General features: G+C 66.9%; 15 protein-coding genes. 2 read left to right on the top strand and 13 right to left on the bottom strand.

Annotated elements, in window-relative coordinates; genetic code table 11:
* Positions 1-4 precede the first annotated feature (4 nt).
* From ACZ9J7_RS14405 to truB, 11 genes are all read right to left on the bottom strand, one after another.
* Positions 5-1,198 (bottom strand): substrate-binding domain-containing protein, encoded by a 1,194-nt coding sequence (locus tag ACZ9J7_RS14405; RefSeq protein ID WP_476210320.1) that lies wholly within the window; start codon positions 1,196-1,198, stop codon positions 5-7.
* A gap of 243 nt (positions 1,199-1,441) precedes the next feature.
* The gene (locus tag ACZ9J7_RS14400) at positions 1,442-1,888 is read right to left on the bottom strand and encodes a DUF1579 domain-containing protein (RefSeq protein ID WP_476210318.1); all 447 of its coding nucleotides are present in this window, start codon (positions 1,886-1,888) and stop codon (positions 1,442-1,444) included.
* Between the two features lie 166 nt (positions 1,889-2,054).
* Positions 2,055-3,398 (bottom strand): M16 family metallopeptidase, encoded by a 1,344-nt coding sequence (locus tag ACZ9J7_RS14395; protein ID WP_476210316.1) that lies wholly within the window; start codon positions 3,396-3,398, stop codon positions 2,055-2,057.
* A gap of 112 nt (positions 3,399-3,510) precedes the next feature.
* A complete protein-coding gene (locus tag ACZ9J7_RS14390) occupies positions 3,511-5,769 on the bottom strand; it encodes a polyribonucleotide nucleotidyltransferase (RefSeq protein WP_476211866.1) in 2,259 nt (752 codons plus the stop codon).
* Between the two features lie 243 nt (positions 5,770-6,012).
* A complete protein-coding gene (gene rpsO, locus ACZ9J7_RS14385; RefSeq protein WP_043452786.1) occupies positions 6,013-6,282 on the bottom strand; it encodes a 30S ribosomal protein S15 in 270 nt (89 codons plus the stop codon).
* Positions 6,283-6,482: 200 nt separating this feature from the next.
* Entirely contained in the window at positions 6,483-7,742 is a 1,260-nt protein-coding gene (locus tag ACZ9J7_RS14380) for a kynureninase (protein WP_476210313.1), read from the bottom strand.
* Positions 7,739-8,593 (bottom strand): tryptophan 2,3-dioxygenase, encoded by an 855-nt coding sequence (gene kynA, locus ACZ9J7_RS14375; RefSeq protein WP_476211865.1) that lies wholly within the window; start codon positions 8,591-8,593, stop codon positions 7,739-7,741. Before kynA ends, ACZ9J7_RS14380 begins: the two co-directional genes overlap by 4 nt.
* 38 nt (positions 8,594-8,631) lie before the next feature.
* A complete protein-coding gene (locus ACZ9J7_RS14370; protein ID WP_476210312.1) occupies positions 8,632-9,615 on the bottom strand; it encodes a bifunctional riboflavin kinase/FAD synthetase in 984 nt (327 codons plus the stop codon).
* Between the two features lie 79 nt (positions 9,616-9,694).
* The gene (locus tag ACZ9J7_RS14365) at positions 9,695-10,144 is read right to left on the bottom strand and encodes a hypothetical protein (protein WP_476210310.1); all 450 of its coding nucleotides are present in this window, start codon (positions 10,142-10,144) and stop codon (positions 9,695-9,697) included.
* A 19-nt stretch (positions 10,145-10,163) separates the two neighbouring features.
* On the bottom strand, positions 10,164-10,517 hold the full coding sequence (locus ACZ9J7_RS14360) for a hypothetical protein (protein WP_476210309.1): 354 nt from the start codon (positions 10,515-10,517) through the stop codon (positions 10,164-10,166).
* Between the two features lie 3 nt (positions 10,518-10,520).
* Positions 10,521-11,456 carry a tRNA pseudouridine(55) synthase TruB gene (truB, locus tag ACZ9J7_RS14355; protein WP_476210307.1) on the bottom strand — a complete coding sequence of 312 codons (936 nt, stop codon included), beginning with the start codon at positions 11,454-11,456 and terminating at the stop codon, positions 10,521-10,523.
* Positions 11,457-11,591: 135 nt separating this feature from the next.
* Between truB and ACZ9J7_RS14350 the strand changes: the two genes are divergently transcribed.
* Positions 11,592-12,749: a pyridoxal phosphate-dependent aminotransferase gene (locus ACZ9J7_RS14350; protein ID WP_476210306.1), complete on the top strand. Its 1,158-nt coding sequence runs from the start codon at positions 11,592-11,594 to the stop codon at positions 12,747-12,749.
* A gap of 9 nt (positions 12,750-12,758) precedes the next feature.
* Here ACZ9J7_RS14350 and trxA read toward each other — a convergent pair whose 3' ends face one another.
* Positions 12,759-13,196, bottom strand: a complete 438-nt coding sequence (gene trxA, locus ACZ9J7_RS14345; protein WP_476210305.1) for a thioredoxin — start codon at positions 13,194-13,196, stop codon at positions 12,759-12,761.
* Between the two features lie 2 nt (positions 13,197-13,198).
* Positions 13,199-13,702 (bottom strand): nucleoside deaminase, encoded by a 504-nt coding sequence (locus ACZ9J7_RS14340; RefSeq protein ID WP_476210303.1) that lies wholly within the window; start codon positions 13,700-13,702, stop codon positions 13,199-13,201.
* A 174-nt stretch (positions 13,703-13,876) separates the two neighbouring features.
* Between ACZ9J7_RS14340 and ACZ9J7_RS14335 the strand changes: the two genes are divergently transcribed.
* Complete coding sequence (locus tag ACZ9J7_RS14335) at positions 13,877-15,010, top strand: ScyD/ScyE family protein (RefSeq protein WP_476210301.1); 1,134 nt, start codon at positions 13,877-13,879, stop codon at positions 15,008-15,010.
* Positions 15,011-15,039 lie beyond the last annotated feature (29 nt).

The following is a 15,039-nucleotide window of genomic DNA, read 5'->3' as shown; positions in this document are numbered from 1 at the left end:
GTTCCTACTTCTTTTCCGGCGGGGCGACGGTGTCGCCCGGAACGGCCTTGATGAGCTCGGGCGCCCAGCTGTCACCTTTTTGGACGAGCTTTGCCTGGTACATGTCCTGGATCAGGGCGTGGTCCGAGGCCCGCACGGTTTCCTTGCCCTTGGGGCCGTCGAAGCTGTAGCCCTCGAGCGCCTTGACCATCGCGTCAGGATCGGTCCCCCCGCCCTGCTTGACGGCCTGGGCAATCAGCTGGCCGGCGACGAAGCCGTCGGGAGTGAAGAGGTCCGGCTTGCCGCCGGCCTTCTCGACGGCGGCAATCATCTTCTTCTCCACGTCGTTTCCTGCCGCGCCCGGGAAGTAGTGGTTGAGGAAGCTGATCTTGGAGCTCGCGGGGCCGTAGGCGCCGAACGTGGCGGCATCGCCCAGGCCGGTCACCACCGGCGCGGCGTCGAAGACACCCTGCTGGTTCAGCGCCTGCCACATGGTGCCGGAGGTCGCACCGGCCCAGGCGACGAAGACCATATCCGGCTTCGCATCAAGCAGCTGGCGCGCGAAGGGGGTCAGTTCCTGGTTTTCGGGAACCAGGACAGCTTCCACCGTGGCACCCTTGGCGCCGAGGACGGCCTTGACGGCGGCGACGTTGCCCTGCCCGAAGGCGTTGTCCTGGGCGAACACCACGACTTTCTTGCCCTTGGTGTCGATGAAGGTTCCGGCCGTGGCCACGTCCTGCAGGCTTTGCCGGCCGGAGCGGAAGGTGTACTTGTTGACCCCCTGGATGGCGTCGGTGGCTGCTGGGCCGGAGATGTACAGCACTTTGTTCTGCTGGGCTTGTTCGGCAAGCTTCAGCGCGATGCCGGAGGAGGCGGTGCCGCCGATGATCTTGTAGCCCTTGCCGATCATGTCCTTGGCTGCCGTGACGGCCTTGTCCGGGTCGCCGGCGTCGTCAGCGTACGTCAGGTTGATCTTGGCGCCGTTGACCTCGCCGGTGCCGTTGGTGGCGTAGTCGATCCCTGCCTGCAGCCCCTGGTAGTAGGTTTCTCCGTACGCGGCCAGCGCGCCGGTCTTGGAGTAGATAATGCCCACGTTGACGGGCTCGGCGGCGTTGCCGGTGCCCGCGGGAGCGCCGGCGCCGGCTGTGGGCGCGCATGCGCTGAGGGCCAGCCCGGATGCCACAACGGCGGCCATCAAAAACTTCTTTGTTTCCTTCACGGGATGCCTTTCGGTGAAGATCCGCAGGATGTGCGTTCGTGAGGGGAAATCCCCAAACCTGAAAGGTGATTCAGATTACAGCCAATGTAGAGCGGACCCTCGGTTCTGTCAACGAAATTGGCTGCCAGCGACGTGATGTCGCCGCATTTCCGGGGGCCGGGGCGGGGCCGGGGCCACAGACGGGGCGCCGCGAGGGTGGCGGCACAGACCCGAACTGCGCGCAGCCGGGCGGGCGGACGCAGTTCAGGCCCGGTGGAAGACCGAACGCATGAACGGCCGGAATCCGGGGCTTCGCCCGTCCGCAGCGGCGTCTGCACTGGCCGGACCCCCGCCGTCGTCCTTTGCGGGTGGCCGCAGCTCGGTGACGTGGGTGAGCACCCCGTCCTCAAGCAGGAGGGAGTGGCGTGTCCAGCCTGCGTCGCTGCGGCGTTCGACGCGGAGGACACCGTTGCGCCAGGTGCAGCGCTCGGCGGTTCCGGGCGGCACGCCGGTACTGTCCACGTAGTACCAGAGCACATCATGGCGCACAGGGTCCACGGTGAAGATGCCGTGGCCTTCGAAATGGCTGCCGTCAGGATCGGTGTGGCGGTAGCTCTGCACGACGCCCAGACCCCCGGCCACCTGGCTGTAGGTCACTTCTGCGTCAACGCTGCGTTCGGGCCCCCACGGGCCGGCAGCGACGTGGGTCATCCCCCGCCAGTGACCCAGCATGCCGGACAAAGCCGGATGCCCGTGCTCCATTGCTGAACCGCCCATCGCCGCCCCGGTTGAATCAATCCCCTGCTACTCAGGATGGACTCTTACCGGTGGCGCCGCCAGCTTCCCTGTCCCGCGGGCGCCGGGGAATGCCGGCTCGCTATAGTCCGAACGTCTCGGTTTCCTCGAACGGGCCCACCACCGTGACGGTCCGCGGGGCTGCGGCGAGTTCGGCGGCCAGTTCCTGGACTTGTTCTGCGGTGACGGCCTTGATGAGGCGCAGGGTTTCGTCGATGTCCTGGTATTCGCCCGACACCAGTTCGGCGCGGCCCAGCCGTGACATCCGCGACCCGGTATCTTCAAGGGCCAGGACGATCCCGCCGCCGAGCTGTCCCACGGCCTTGCGCAGCTCGTCGTCGGAGATGCCGTGCTCGGCGAGCTTGTCCAGCTCCACCGCCAGGAGGTCCAGCACCTGCCGTACCTTGGACGGCGTGCAGCCCGCGTACATGCCGAAGTAGCCGGCGTCGGCGTAGGACGAGGCAAAGGAGTAGGTGGAGTACACCAGGCCGCGCTTTTCACGGACTTCCTGAAACAGCCTGGAGGACATGCCGCCGCCCAGGACCGCATTCAGGACACTCATGACGTATCGGCGCTCGTCGGTGGCAACGATCGTGGGGCATCCCATGATGATGTTAGCCTGCTCCACCGCGCGCTTGACCACGTGCAGGCCTGCGGTTCCGGCGATCAGGGCGCGTTCGGTGGAGCGCCGCTGCACCGGTGCCGCGTCGGGCTTCAGCGACCACCCTGCGGTCTGGAGGGCATCCACCACGAGTCCGCAGACGACGTCGTGGTCCAGCCCGCCTGCGGCGGTGATGACCAGTTCTTCGGGCTTGTAGAACCTGCGGTAGTGCTCCCACACGGAGTCTCTGGCCACGGCCTTGATGGCTGCGGGCGTGCCGCCGATGGGGCGGCCCAGCGGGTGGCTGCCCAGGACCGCGGCGACGAAGTGCTCGTGGGCGACGTCGGTGGGGTCATCGCTGTCCATGGCGATTTCCTCGAGGATGACGTCCCGTTCCTGCTCCATCTCGTCAGGGTCCAGCACCGCGCCGGTGATCATGTCCGCTATGACGTCGATGGCCATGGGCAGGTCGGTGTCCAGGACCCTGGCGAAGTAGCAGGTGCTTTCCTTGGCCGTGGCCGCGTTGGATTCGCCGCCGACCTCGTCGAAGGCGGAGGCGATCTCCAGGGCCGTGCGGCGCCTGGTCCCCTTGAACAGCAGGTGCTCGAGGAAGTGGGTGGAGCCGTGCTGGCCGGGAGCCTCGTCACGGGAGCCCACGCCCACCCAGAAGCCGATGGTGGCTGACCGCTGGCCCGGCATCGCTTCGGTCAGAACCCGCACTCCCCCGGGCAGCACGGAACGCCGGACCTCGGACCCGCCGTCGGAGCCGTGGACCAGGGTGTCGCCGGCGTGGTTCTGCTCAAGCGGCAGGGGTACAACAGTCATTGATGCCTTTCGGGACGGGCAGCCGGATCTGGCTGCCATCGTAACAGCGGCGGGACCGGTGGATCATCCACCGGTCCCGCCGCTTCATGCTTGTGCCTGGAAGCCCGGGCTGTTAGACGTCGGCGCCTTCAGCAGGCTCCGTGGCGTGGGCGCGCTCGGAGTCGGCCGGAGCCTCTTCCTCGGCAACCACCGGGGCGAGCGAGAGCTTTCCGCGGTCGTCGATCTTGGTGATTTCCACCTGGATCTTCTGTCCGACGGAGACCACGTCTTCCACGTTGTCCACGCGCTTGCCGTTGGCCAGCTTGCGGAGCTCGGAGATGTGCAGGAGGCCGTCCTTGCCCGGGGTCAGCGACACGAAGGCACCGAAGGTGGTCGTCTTGACGACCGTACCCAGGTAGCGTTCGCCGATTTCCGGGACCTGCGGGTTCGCGATGGCGTTGATGGCGGAGCGTGCTGCGTCGGCAGACGGACCGTTCGTGGCGCCAATGTAGACGGTGCCGTCGTCCTCGATGGAGATGTCGGCGCCGGTGTCTTCCTGGATCTGGTTGATCATCTTGCCCTTGGGGCCGATGACCTCGCCGATCTTGTCCACGGGGATCTTCACGGCGATGACGCGCGGTGCGAACTCGGAGAGCTCGTCCGGGGTGTCGATGGCCGAGTTGATGACCTCGAGGATGTGCAGGCGGGCTTCGCGGGCCTGCTTCAGGGCCGCGGCGAGGACCGAGGCGGGGATGCCGTCGAGCTTGGTGTCCAGCTGGATGGCCGTGACGAACTCGGAGGTACCGGCAACCTTGAAGTCCATGTCACCGAAGGCGTCTTCGGCGCCGAGGATGTCGGTCAGCGCTGCGTAGCGGGTCTGGCCGTCCACCTGGTCGGAGACCAGGCCCATGGCGATGCCGGCGACGGCGGCCTTCAGGGGCACACCGGCGTTCAGCAGGGACAGGGTGGAGGCGCAGACGGAACCCATCGACGTCGAACCGTTGGAGCCGAGGGCCTCGGACACCTGGCGGATGGCGTAGGGGAATTCCTCGCGGGACGGCAGGACGGGCACGAGTGCACGTTCGGCCAGGGCGCCGTGGCCGATTTCGCGGCGCTTGGGCGAGCCCACGCGGCCGGTTTCACCGGTGGAGTACGGCGGGAAGTTGTAGTTGTGCATGTAGCGCTTGCGCGTCACCGGCGACAGCGAGTCGATCTGCTGTTCCATCTTGAGCATGTTCAGCGTGGTGACACCCATGATCTGGGTTTCGCCGCGTTCGAAGATGGCGGAGCCGTGGACGCGGGGCAGGACCTCGACCTCGGCGGTGAGCTGGCGGATGTCCGTCAGGCCACGGCCGTCGATGCGGACCTGGTCCTTGAGGATCCGCTGGCGCACAACGTGCTTGGTGACCGAGCGGAATGCTGCGGAGAGTTCCTTCTCGCGGCCTTCGAACTGGCCGGCGAGGCCGGAGAGGACCTCGTCCTTGAGTGCGTCGGAAGCGTTGTCGCGTTCCTGCTTGTCGGCGATCTGGAAAACGGCGGCCAGCTTGTCGGCAGCGGCGGATTCGACGGCGGCGTAAGCGTCGTCCTCGTAGTCCAGGAAGACCGGGAACTCGACCGTGGGCTTGGCGGCGCGGGCGGCCAGGTCGGCCTGGGCGTCGCACAGTGCCTTGATGAACGGCTTGGCAGCCTCCAGGCCCTCGGCCACAACCTCTTCGGTGGGGGCGGTGGCGCCCTGTTCCTTGATGAGGTTCCAGGAGTTGTCCGTGGCTTCGGCTTCGACCATCATGATGGCGACGTCGTCACCGGCAACGCGGCCGGCAACCACCATGTTGAACACGGAGTTTTCCAGCTGGGAGTGCTTGGGGAAAGCAACCCACTGGGAGCCGTTTTCGTCGTTGACCAGGGCAACGCGGACGCCGCCGATGGGGCCGGAGAACGGCAGGCCGGACAGCTGGGTGGACATGGAGGAGGCGTTGATGGCCACCACGTCGTAGAGCTCGTCAGGGTTGATGGCCAGGACGGTCACCACGATCTGGACCTCGTTGCGCAGGCCCTTGATGAAGGCGGGGCGCAGCGGGCGGTCCATCAGGCGGCAGGCCAGGATGGCTTCGGTGGACGGGCGGCCTTCGCGGCGGAAGAACGAGCCCGGGATGCGGCCGGCAGCGTACATGCGCTCTTCGACATCAACCGTCAGCGGGAAGAAGTCGAAGCCTTCGCGCGGGTGCTTGCCGGCGGTGGTGGCGGACAGCAGCGCGGTGTCGTCGTCGATGTACACCATGGCTGCGCCGGCGGCCTGCTTGGCGAGGCGGCCGGTTTCGAAGCGGATTACACGCTTGCCGAAGCGGCCATTGTCAATGACTGCCTCTGAGAACTGGATTTCGGGACCCTCCAAGAGAGTCACCTCCGTTTCTGTTTCACGGAAGTCCAGCCGCATCAACCCAGCCCAGCATCTGTCTACTGGCCCTGCACCCGGTCATCGATCGAGACCCACGGGCCGCCGGCTTCAGTCAACGAAGCCGTTCCCGGGGATCACTACCGAGGACCGCGAATGCGTGATGCGGTTGATCCTCCTGTTTAGTTTTTCATTTGGAGAAGGCGGCCCGTTCCGGCAGGAAAGGGCCGCCCCAAAGCCAGACTAGCGGCGCAGGCCGAGGCGCTCGATGAGCGAACGGTAGCGGGCGATGTCAGTCTTCTTGAGGTAGCTCAGCATGCGCTTGCGGCGACCAACCATGGCCAGCAGACCGCGCTGGGTGTGGTAGTCGTGCTTGTGCTCCTTCATGTGCTCAGTCAGATCCTTGATCCGCTGGGTCAGGACGGCAACCTGGACCTCGGGTGAACCGGTGTCGCCTTCGGCGGTTGCGTATTCCTTGATGATGGACTGCTTTACAGCGGCGTCAAGTGCCACAATAACTCCTTGGGGATGTGCCGTGAGGGCCCAGGTCAGTAACTCACTGCCGGGTCTGCCGCGGTGGTCCCGCCCCGGTCAACCGGAGGGAACCGACAACAACAGGAACCAGCCGCCACGGACTGCAGCCGGATCCATCGTCCAGTTTACCGGCCCGGGCCTAACCTTGTCGAAACACGCGCGGCAGGACCGCGCTGCGCTCAGCCCTGCAGCCTGTCCCGGATGGCCGCCATGCCCTGCAGCACTTCGGCGAAGCTGGTACTCAGCGGTGACAGCCCCACCCTGATGCCGCGCGGGGAGCGGAAGTCGGGGATGACGTCGCCGTCCCACAGGGCCTCGACGGTGCCCTTCGTGAAGCCCGGATGGTCCACCGTGATGTGGCCGCCCCGCTCCCCCGGATTCCGTGGCGTAGCCAGTTCGGCGCCCAGGGGTGCCAGCCACGCGTCGAAGACCTCAACGGCGAAGGCGGTGAGGTCTTCGGACTTCGAACGGATGGCAGCCATGCCGGCTTCTTCGATGATGTCCAGTGTGCCCTGCATGGCGATCATGCCGAAGATGGCGGGAGTGCCGCTGAGGAACCCGCGGATCCCTTGCGCCGGTTCATAGCCGGCCGCCATTTCGAAAGCGTCCTTGCGTCCCATCCAGCCCCAGATGGGCTGGTTCAGCGAGGGCAGGTGCCGGGCGTTGACGTAGGCGAACGCCGGGGAGCCGGGGCCCCCGTTGAGGTACTTGTAGGTGCAGCCCGCGGCGAAGTCGACATCCGCGCCGTCCAGGTCGATCTCCACCGATCCCGCCGAATGGCAAAGGTCCCACACCACCAGGGCGCCGGCGTCGTGCACTGCCGCGGTGATGCCCGGCAGGTCAGCCAGGTGGCCCGAACGGTAGGCGATCTGGCTAAGGAGGACGACGGCGGTGCGCGGCCCGGTGGCCTGGCGCACCTGTTCAAGGGTGACCCCAGCGGCAGGGTCCGGTTCGATCCAGCGGAGGGTCAGGCCTTCCTCGAGGGCGATGCCCTCCACCAGGTAGCGGTCCGTGGGAAAGTTCTCGGTATCCAGCACCAGTTCATTGCGGTCCGGGTCCGCGACGGCGGCGAGGGCAGCCCGGATCAGCTTGTACAGCACCACGGTGGTGGAGTCCGCGATGATGGTCTGCCCCGGCGCCGCACCCAGGACGGCGCGGCCCAGCTGGTCCCCGATGGCCTCCGGCATGGCGAGCCACTGTTCGTCCCAGCCTCGGATCAGCCGGCCGCCCCAGTCGTCACGGATGAAGGCCGCGACATCGTCCGCCGTGCGCTTCAGCGGCCTGCCGAGCGAGTTTCCGTCCAGGTAGGACAGGGGCGTGTCCGTGCCGATGAAGTGGTCCCGGTAGTGCGCCAGGGCGTCTTTCCGGTCCAGCTCTTCGGCGCGCTGCCGCAGCGTCCCTGCTGCCCCGCCGGCGGTGTCTTCTTGGTGGATCCTCATTGTCCGATCTCCGTCCTGACGGCGAATAATTCCGGGAAGAACGTCAGCTCCAGGGCCTTCTGCAGGAACGTCACACCGCTGGATCCGCCGGTTCCGGACTTCATGCCGATGGTCCGCTGGACGGTCCGCAGGTGCCGGAACCGCCAGAGCTGGAAGTTATCCTCCAGGTCCACCAGTTCCTCGCAGGCCTCGTAGGCCGCCCAGTTGTCCGCCGCATTCTCGTAAATGTGCTTGAAGAGCGGTACCAGTTCCGGGACGAACTCGTGGGCCAGGGTCACGTCCCGTTCCAGGACTGCCGGCGGGACATTAAACCCCTGCCGGGAGAGGTAGGCCAGGAACTCGTCGTAAATGCTGGGGGCGGCAAGCAGTTCCGCCAGCATGGCGTGCGCCTCAGGATCGGATTCGAAGACCGGCAGCATCTTGCGGTTCTTGTTCCCCAGGACGAACTCGACGGCCCGGTACTGCGCAGACTGGAAACCTGAAGAGTTGCCCAGGAAGCCGCGGAACTGCGAGTACTCGGTGGGCGTCAGGGTGGCCAGCACGGACCACTGCTCGGTGAGGGTCTTCTGGATGTGCTTGACCCGGGCGATGCCCTTGAGCGCCGAACCAAGATCGTCCCCGCGGAGCCAGGCGGCCGCGCTGCGGAGTTCATGCAGGACCAGTTTCAGCCACAGTTCAGTGGTTTGGTGCTGGATGATGAACAGCAGCTCATCGTGGTGCTCAGGCTGGCTGACGGGCTGCTGGGCGCTGAGCAGGGTGGGAAGCTGCAGGTAGGAGGCGTAGCTCATCCGGGAGCTGAAGTCGCGGACGATCCCTTCATCCAGCGTGCGGGTGTTCTTTTCGACGGACACGTCCTGCCTTTCGCTTGCTGCCACCCGGGGCAGTATTGTCAGTGGCCGGCCAGGAGCTGGTGGGCCTGCGCCACGTCCAGGCGCATCTGTTCCACCAGGGCCTCAGGGCCACGGTAAGCCACCATGCCCCGAAGCCGTTCCACGAATTCGACGATCACTGTCTGGCCGTACAGATCGAAGTCCTCAACGGCCTCCTTGGGCCGGTCAATCACGTGGGCCTCGACCTGGCGGCTGACGCCGTCGAAGGTGGGGTTGGAGCCTACGGAGATGGCTGCCGGCCAGCGCTTGCCGGCCTGGTCCACCAGCCAACCGGCGTAGATGCCGTCTGCGGGAATCAGCCCCGTGGCGTTGGAGGCGAGGTTGGCCGTGGGGAAGCCAAGCGCCCGGCCGCGGGCGGCTCCGTGGACCACTTCGCCGCGCATCCGGTGCGCCCGGCCCAGGACCGACGCGGCGGTGGTGACGTCTCCGGCCTGCAGGGCTTCGCGCACCCAGGTGGAGGAACAGCGGCGGTCCGTGCCGCCGTCGTCGTGCAGGGGGTAGCCCTCGGCCCCGAATTCGCTGATCACCTGGACATCGAAGCCAAATTTTTCGCCCAGCGCCTTCATGGTGTCCAGGTCGCCGGAGTTGCCGCGGCCGAACCTGGCATCGTGGCCGATGACCACGTGGCTGGCGTGCAGGCAGTCCACGAGGTACTGCTCCACGAACTCTTCGGCCGTGAGGCTGGCGAGGTCCAGCGAGTACTTGACCACCAGGATGGCGTCCAGGCCCAGCTCACCCAGCGCGTCCAGCTTGTCATCGAGCCCCATGATCAGTTCCGGCGCGGCCTCCGGGCGGTGGATTACTGCCGGGTGGGGGTCGAACGTCACGGCCACTGCCTTGGCATGGGACAGGCGGGCCGAGCGGATCAGCTGGGACAGCACCTGCTGGTGGCCGCGGTGAACGCCGTCGAAGTTGCCGAAAGTGACAACGGATGGGCCGAAGTCCGCCGGGACATCGGACGGATCGTTCCAGATGTAAACCATCACCCTCGCCTTAAGCTGCCTGAAAGCATCAACGTTCCCGGACCCTTCCGGCCGCGGAACTCTTCAAGGTTACCCGGATTCACTGCGCAGCTTTGGCGCGCGATGGCCGGCGCCGGTACAGCCACACCAACCCAAGGATGGGCAGCAGCAGCGGGATGAAGCCGTAGCCGCGTCCGAACAGCGACCAGACGGTTTCATGCGGGAACTGCACGGAGTCCAGGATGCTCAGGGTGCCCACCACCAGGACGCCGGCCAGTTCAACCAGCACCGCCGCAACCGACACCTTGAACCACGTGGTTCCGGCCTTGGCCAGTGACACGGTGGCCAGGATGTACACCAGGGCGGCAAAGGCGGAGAGCAGGTAGGCCAGGGGCGCGTCGGAGAACTTGGTGAGGATCTGGTAGCCGGCGCGGGCGGTGGCCGAGATGGCGAACACACCGTACACCGCGATCAGGAGGCGCCCGGGCCCCGTGTTGCGGGTGTTGCGCACGGCTCCTCCGGTGGCCGGCTGGGACTGCTGGTCTTTCATTTTTGCTGCTTCTTCCACTTCAGTACCAGATCTGGTTCATTCGGGCCGCCATCACCAGCGCGGTGACGCCGACGGCGGCCAGGACAAAGTTGCTCCACCGCGTGCGCTCCAGGATGGACCAGTAGATGGCGGCGGGCGGCAGGAGCATCGCGGTGGCCATGTAGCCCCAGAACTCCCAGGCTTCCCCGGCAATCGGTTCGCCGGCGATCACGCGGATGATCGATCCCACCAGGTAGACCACCAGGGCCACCTCCACGGCCACGACGGACAGGATGGTGATGTCGTTGGGTGCCTTCTTCAGGATCCCGGCGCCCAGGCACAGCAGCGTGGACACCAGGCCGACCACCAGGATGATCCAAAAATATGCGTCCATCCGCTATGCCTCCGCCGGCGCGGTCGCGGCCGCACCGGTGCCGGGGGCGAAGACCAGGACCGGTTTGGCGTAACTGCCCGCGTCGGCAAGAAGGGCCACCAGGCTGCCGTCCGGGGCGAAGGCCGCGGCAGGACGCTCCACCGTGGCGGCGCCGGGCATCCCGGCTGCGGCACCGGCCGCGATCCGCCGGCCGAAGGAGATTTCGGCGGTTTCTTCGGCGGTGAGTTCCCGGTTGGGCATCAGCGCCCTGGCGGCGAGGGACATGTCCAGGACGTCGAGTTCCCCGGCGAGCTGTTCGAGGGTACGCGCCTGGTCGAGGGAGTAGGGGCCCACCTGGGTCCGCCGGAGCACCGTCAGGTGGCCTCCCACGCCAAGGCCGTTTCCGAGGTCCCGGGCCAGGGCGCGGATATACGTGCCGGAAGAGCATTCGACCGTCACGTCCAGGTCCACTACCCCTGCTTCATCGTCCCGGCGGATGCCGTGGACATCAAAGCGGTGGATGGTGACGGGGCGCGCGGCGAGCTTGACGTCCTCGCCGGACCGCACGCGGGCATAGGCGCGTTCGCCGTTGACTTTGATCGCGCTGACGCTGCTGGGCACCTGCTGGATGTCCCCGGTGAGCGTCGCAACGCCGTCGTGAATCTGTTGGTCGGTGATGCCGGCCGCGCTGGTGGTGGCGGTGACCTCGCCCTCCGCGTCGTCGGTCACCGTGGACTGGCCCAGCCGGATGGTGGCGGTGTAGGTCTTGGAGGTGCCCACGATGTAAGTCAGTAGCCGGGTGGCTTTGTTGATGCCCAGCACCAGAACGCCGGTGGCCATGGGGTCGAGGGTTCCTGCATGCCCCACTTTCCGGGTCCCTGCGAGGCGCCGCATCCGGCCAACCACATCATGGCTGGTCCATCCCTGCGGCTTGTCCACTATCACCAGTCCAGAAAGCACGCCTCCCAGTATATGGGCGCAGGTTGGGGCGCATGTGCAGGGAACCGGCAGGGAGCGGACGACGGCGGCCCCACCACGGCGGCCGCGTCACCGGGCGGGGCGGAGGCAGAGCAGGGGACGGCTAGGATGGCTGGCATGCCTGAGCTTGCCGCCCATGTCCGCGACGTGCCCGTCAACCAGATCCGTGAGATTACCGAGGCAGCGTGGCGCACTCCCGGCGCCGTGGTGCTCAGCATCGGGGAGCCCGGCTTTCCCCTCCCCCGACACGTCCTGGACGCGGGCATCGCCTGCCTGGACCGGGACGAGACCAACTACACGCCCAACGCCGGGATCCCGGCCCTCCGCGAAGCGTTCGCCGCCAGGTTCCGGGAAGAGCAGGGCGTGGACGTCGGCGCGGAGCGGGTGTACGTGGTCTCCGGCGCGCAGCAGGGCCTGCACTTCGCCATGAGCCTGCTGCTATCCCCCGGCGACGAGATCCTGATCCCGAACCCGGGCTACCCCACGTTCGCCATGACCAGCCGGCTGCTGAACGCCGTTCCGGTGGGCTATCCCCTGCACCCGGACCACGGCTTCCAGCCCCGGGTTCCCGACGTGGAAGCCCTCATCACCAGCCGCACCCGGGTCCTGGTACTCAACTCCCCGTCCAACCCGCTGGGCGCCGTGCTCAGTGAAGACCTGGTCCGGGAGCTGGTGGAGCTGGCCCGCAGGCATGACATCTGGGTCATCTCGGACGAATGCTACGAGGCGTTCACCTACGATGTCCCGCACGTCAGCCCGGCACGGTTCGACGGCGGCACGGCGGAGCAGGCCCGGGTGTTCACCTCGTTGACGCTGTCCAAGACCTACGGCCTGACCGGCCTGCGGATCGGCGCGCTGATTTGCCCGCCGGGGCTTGAACAGAGGATGGACAACGTCATGGAGTCGATCGTCTCCTGCGTGGCCTCCGCCCCGCAGTACGCCGCGCTCGCAGCCCTCACCGGGCCGCAGGACTACGTGCGGCACGCGCACCGGCACTACCGGGAAAACCGGGATGCCGCCTCCGCGGTCCTGGCCGCGAAGGGGATCCGCTACCTGCCGGCCCAGGGCGCGTTCTATCTGTGGGCGGACATGTCCCATGTGACCGGCGGGGACGTGCGGAGCTGGGTCCGGCAGTTCCTTGCCGACTCCGGCGTGGCGCTGGCTCCCGGAACCGCCTTTGGATCCATCGGCGAGGGGTGGGTCCGGATCGCGCTGTGCGGCCGTAAGCAGGACCTGCTGGAAGGACTGTCCCGGCTTCCTGCCGCCGGCAGGTAACAGGGGGGATCAGCGGCGGGCGCCGGCCAGCGCTTTGTCCAGCCAGGTGCGGAGCGCCTCCGCCGGGGCGGCGCCTGCCTGCCGGGCCGCGACCTTACCGTCCACGAGCACCATCAGCGTGGGAATGGCCTGCACGTCGAACCGCCGCGACAGGCCGGGCGATGTGTCCACGTCCACTTTCACCAGCTTGATCTTCCCCGGCCGTTCCCGTGCCAGCTTGTCCAGGACGGGGCTGACCATCCGGCAGGGGCCGCACCACGCCGCCCAGAAATCGACCAGCACCGGAACTGAGGACTGCTCCGCCACGGCAGCGAAGTCAGCATCGCCCGCGGACACGATCCACGGCAGGTCCGCCTTGCAGTTCCCGCAGCGGGGGTGGCCGGCAGCCTGTGCCGGCACCCGGTTGGTCTTCCCGCACTGCGGGCAGCTGAGGAGCGTGGGTTCCATGGCTAGTATTCCTTCCTGCTGTCAAAGTCGCGCCACGCCTGGAAGGGAAGGTCCGACGTCGGGACCTCACCCCTGGTGACCGGCATCAGCTCCGGCGCGGCGCCGCTGAAGTAGTCGTAGAAGAGTGCGTCGTCAAACCCTGCTGCCGCAGCCCCGTGCCGGTCCGCGGCGAAGTAGACGCGGCCGATCCTGGCCCACAAAGCAGAGGCCAGGCACATGGGGCACGGCTCGCAGCTGGCATAGAGGACGGAGCCGCTGAGGTCGAAGTCAGCGGTTGCCGCCGCTGCTGCCCGGATGGCCACCACCTCTGCGTGGGCGGTGGGGTCGTTGTCCCGGGTCACCCTGTTGACGCCGGTGTGGACCCGCCCGTCCGGCGTCACCACCACCGCGCCGAAGGGGCCACCGCCCTGGCCGACATTCTGCACAGCGAGGTCCACGGCCTGCCCGAGATAGCGGCTGGACTCGGGGTGGTTGGCGGGGCTGTTGCCGGGGTCCGCGGAGGTCATAGCACGATCCTAGCCACGGGGACCGCGTTGGGGGATGAATTGGGGGCCAAGAAGGGGAGGCCCACCGCAGGCCTACCGGCTGGTAGCGGCCTACGCTGGCGCCCGGGGGAAGTATTTTGCCTCTACCGAGGCTTCCATATCCTGCCCGCAAGGGCCTCGCACCCGGAGTACCCCATGAAACGCAAACTCACTTTTATCGCCTGCGTGGCCGCCGCAACGGTGGTGCAGGCCGCGCCGGCGTTCGCCTCGGATCCCCACCAGGATTATGAAGTCATGGCCACCGGCCTGCTTTCACCCCTGCACCTGGCGGTAGGCGACGGCGAATCCGTACAGGTCAGCCAGGACTTTTCCGGAATGCTCACGCACGTCGAGCACGATGGAACACGCCACGACGTCTACACCGCCAAGCAAGGGTGGGAAGTTGCCGGGGCGGAGCTCCGCGGCGACAAGACCTATTTCCTGGAAAGTATTGGAGCCGGCCAAGGTGACCCGGCCGCACTGCATGGCTACCTGAAGTCCATCGACGCCAAGGGCCATGTTGACACGATCGCCAACTTCGCCGACTACGAACGGAAAGCCAATCCCGACGCCAAGCAGCATTATGGCCTGGAAGCGGACGCCAGCCAGCAGTGCCTCGCCCAGGCTGGTGGCCTGCCGGACGCTCCCCCGCCGCAGTACAAGGGCACCGTGGACTCGCATCCTTACGCCCTGGCCCTCTGGAAAGACACGGCCTATGTCGCCGACGCGGGCATGAACGCCATCCTGAAAGTCGACCTTGAGTCCGGGCAGATTTCCACGGTGGCAGTCCTTCCGCCCCGTCCGCTGACCCTGACCAAGAAGATTGCTGCCACCCTGGGGGCCCCGGACTGCGCCGGCTTCTCGTACGCTTTTGAGCCAGTGCCCACGGACGTGGAAATCGGTCCGGACGGCTGGCTGTATGTAACGTCGCTGCCGGGTGGACCCGAGGACCCATCCCTCGGTGAACGTGGAGCTATCTTCAAGATCAATCCGTGGAGCGGCGACGCGGACGTGTGGGCGGACCACATCATGAGCCCCACCGGCCTCGCTGTGAGCGACAAGGGTGACGTCTATGTTGCATCCCTTTTCGGCGGAGAAATCCTGAAGTTCAACTGCCAGGGCCACCGTTCACAGTTCCTGGCCGTCAACCAGCCCGCCGACGTTGAGTTCAGGGACGGGGACGTCTTTGCCACCGTTGACGCACTGGTCGGTGCACCCGATCCCATGGCACCCAGCGGCGGTCCGACGCCGCAACCCGGAGGCCGCCTGATCGAAGTCGACCACCGCTAAACCCGGACAGGAAAACGGCAGGACCGCGC

The organism is Pseudarthrobacter sp. TE9888 (assembly GCF_056279345.1).
Note: the sequence above shows the minus strand (reverse complement) of the source record. Positions and strands in the feature narration are given on the sequence as shown.

Bases quoted from the DNA above. Each gene is read 5' to 3' on its own strand.
- ACZ9J7_RS14400 (WP_476210318.1), bottom strand. From the start codon at position 1,888: ATGACCCACGTCGCTGCCGGCCCGTGGGGGCCCGAACGCAGCGTTGAC.
- ACZ9J7_RS14395 (WP_476210316.1), bottom strand. From the start codon at position 3,398: ATGACTGTTGTACCCCTGCCGCTTGAGCAGAACCACGCCGGCGACACC.
- ACZ9J7_RS14380 (WP_476210313.1), bottom strand. From the start codon at position 7,742: ATGAGGATCCACCAAGAAGACACCGCCGGCGGGGCAGCAGGGACGCTG.
- ACZ9J7_RS14370 (WP_476210312.1), bottom strand. From the start codon at position 9,615: ATGGTTTACATCTGGAACGATCCGTCCGATGTCCCGGCGGACTTCGGC.
- ACZ9J7_RS14365 (WP_476210310.1), bottom strand. From the start codon at position 10,144: ATGAAAGACCAGCAGTCCCAGCCGGCCACCGGAGGAGCCGTGCGCAAC.
- ACZ9J7_RS14360 (WP_476210309.1), bottom strand. From the start codon at position 10,517: ATGGACGCATATTTTTGGATCATCCTGGTGGTCGGCCTGGTGTCCACG.
- ACZ9J7_RS14350 (WP_476210306.1), top strand. From the start codon at position 11,592: ATGCCTGAGCTTGCCGCCCATGTCCGCGACGTGCCCGTCAACCAGATC.
- trxA (WP_476210305.1), bottom strand. From the start codon at position 13,196: ATGGAACCCACGCTCCTCAGCTGCCCGCAGTGCGGGAAGACCAACCGG.
- ACZ9J7_RS14340 (WP_476210303.1), bottom strand. From the start codon at position 13,702: ATGACCTCCGCGGACCCCGGCAACAGCCCCGCCAACCACCCCGAGTCC.
- ACZ9J7_RS14335 (WP_476210301.1), top strand. From the start codon at position 13,877: ATGAAACGCAAACTCACTTTTATCGCCTGCGTGGCCGCCGCAACGGTG.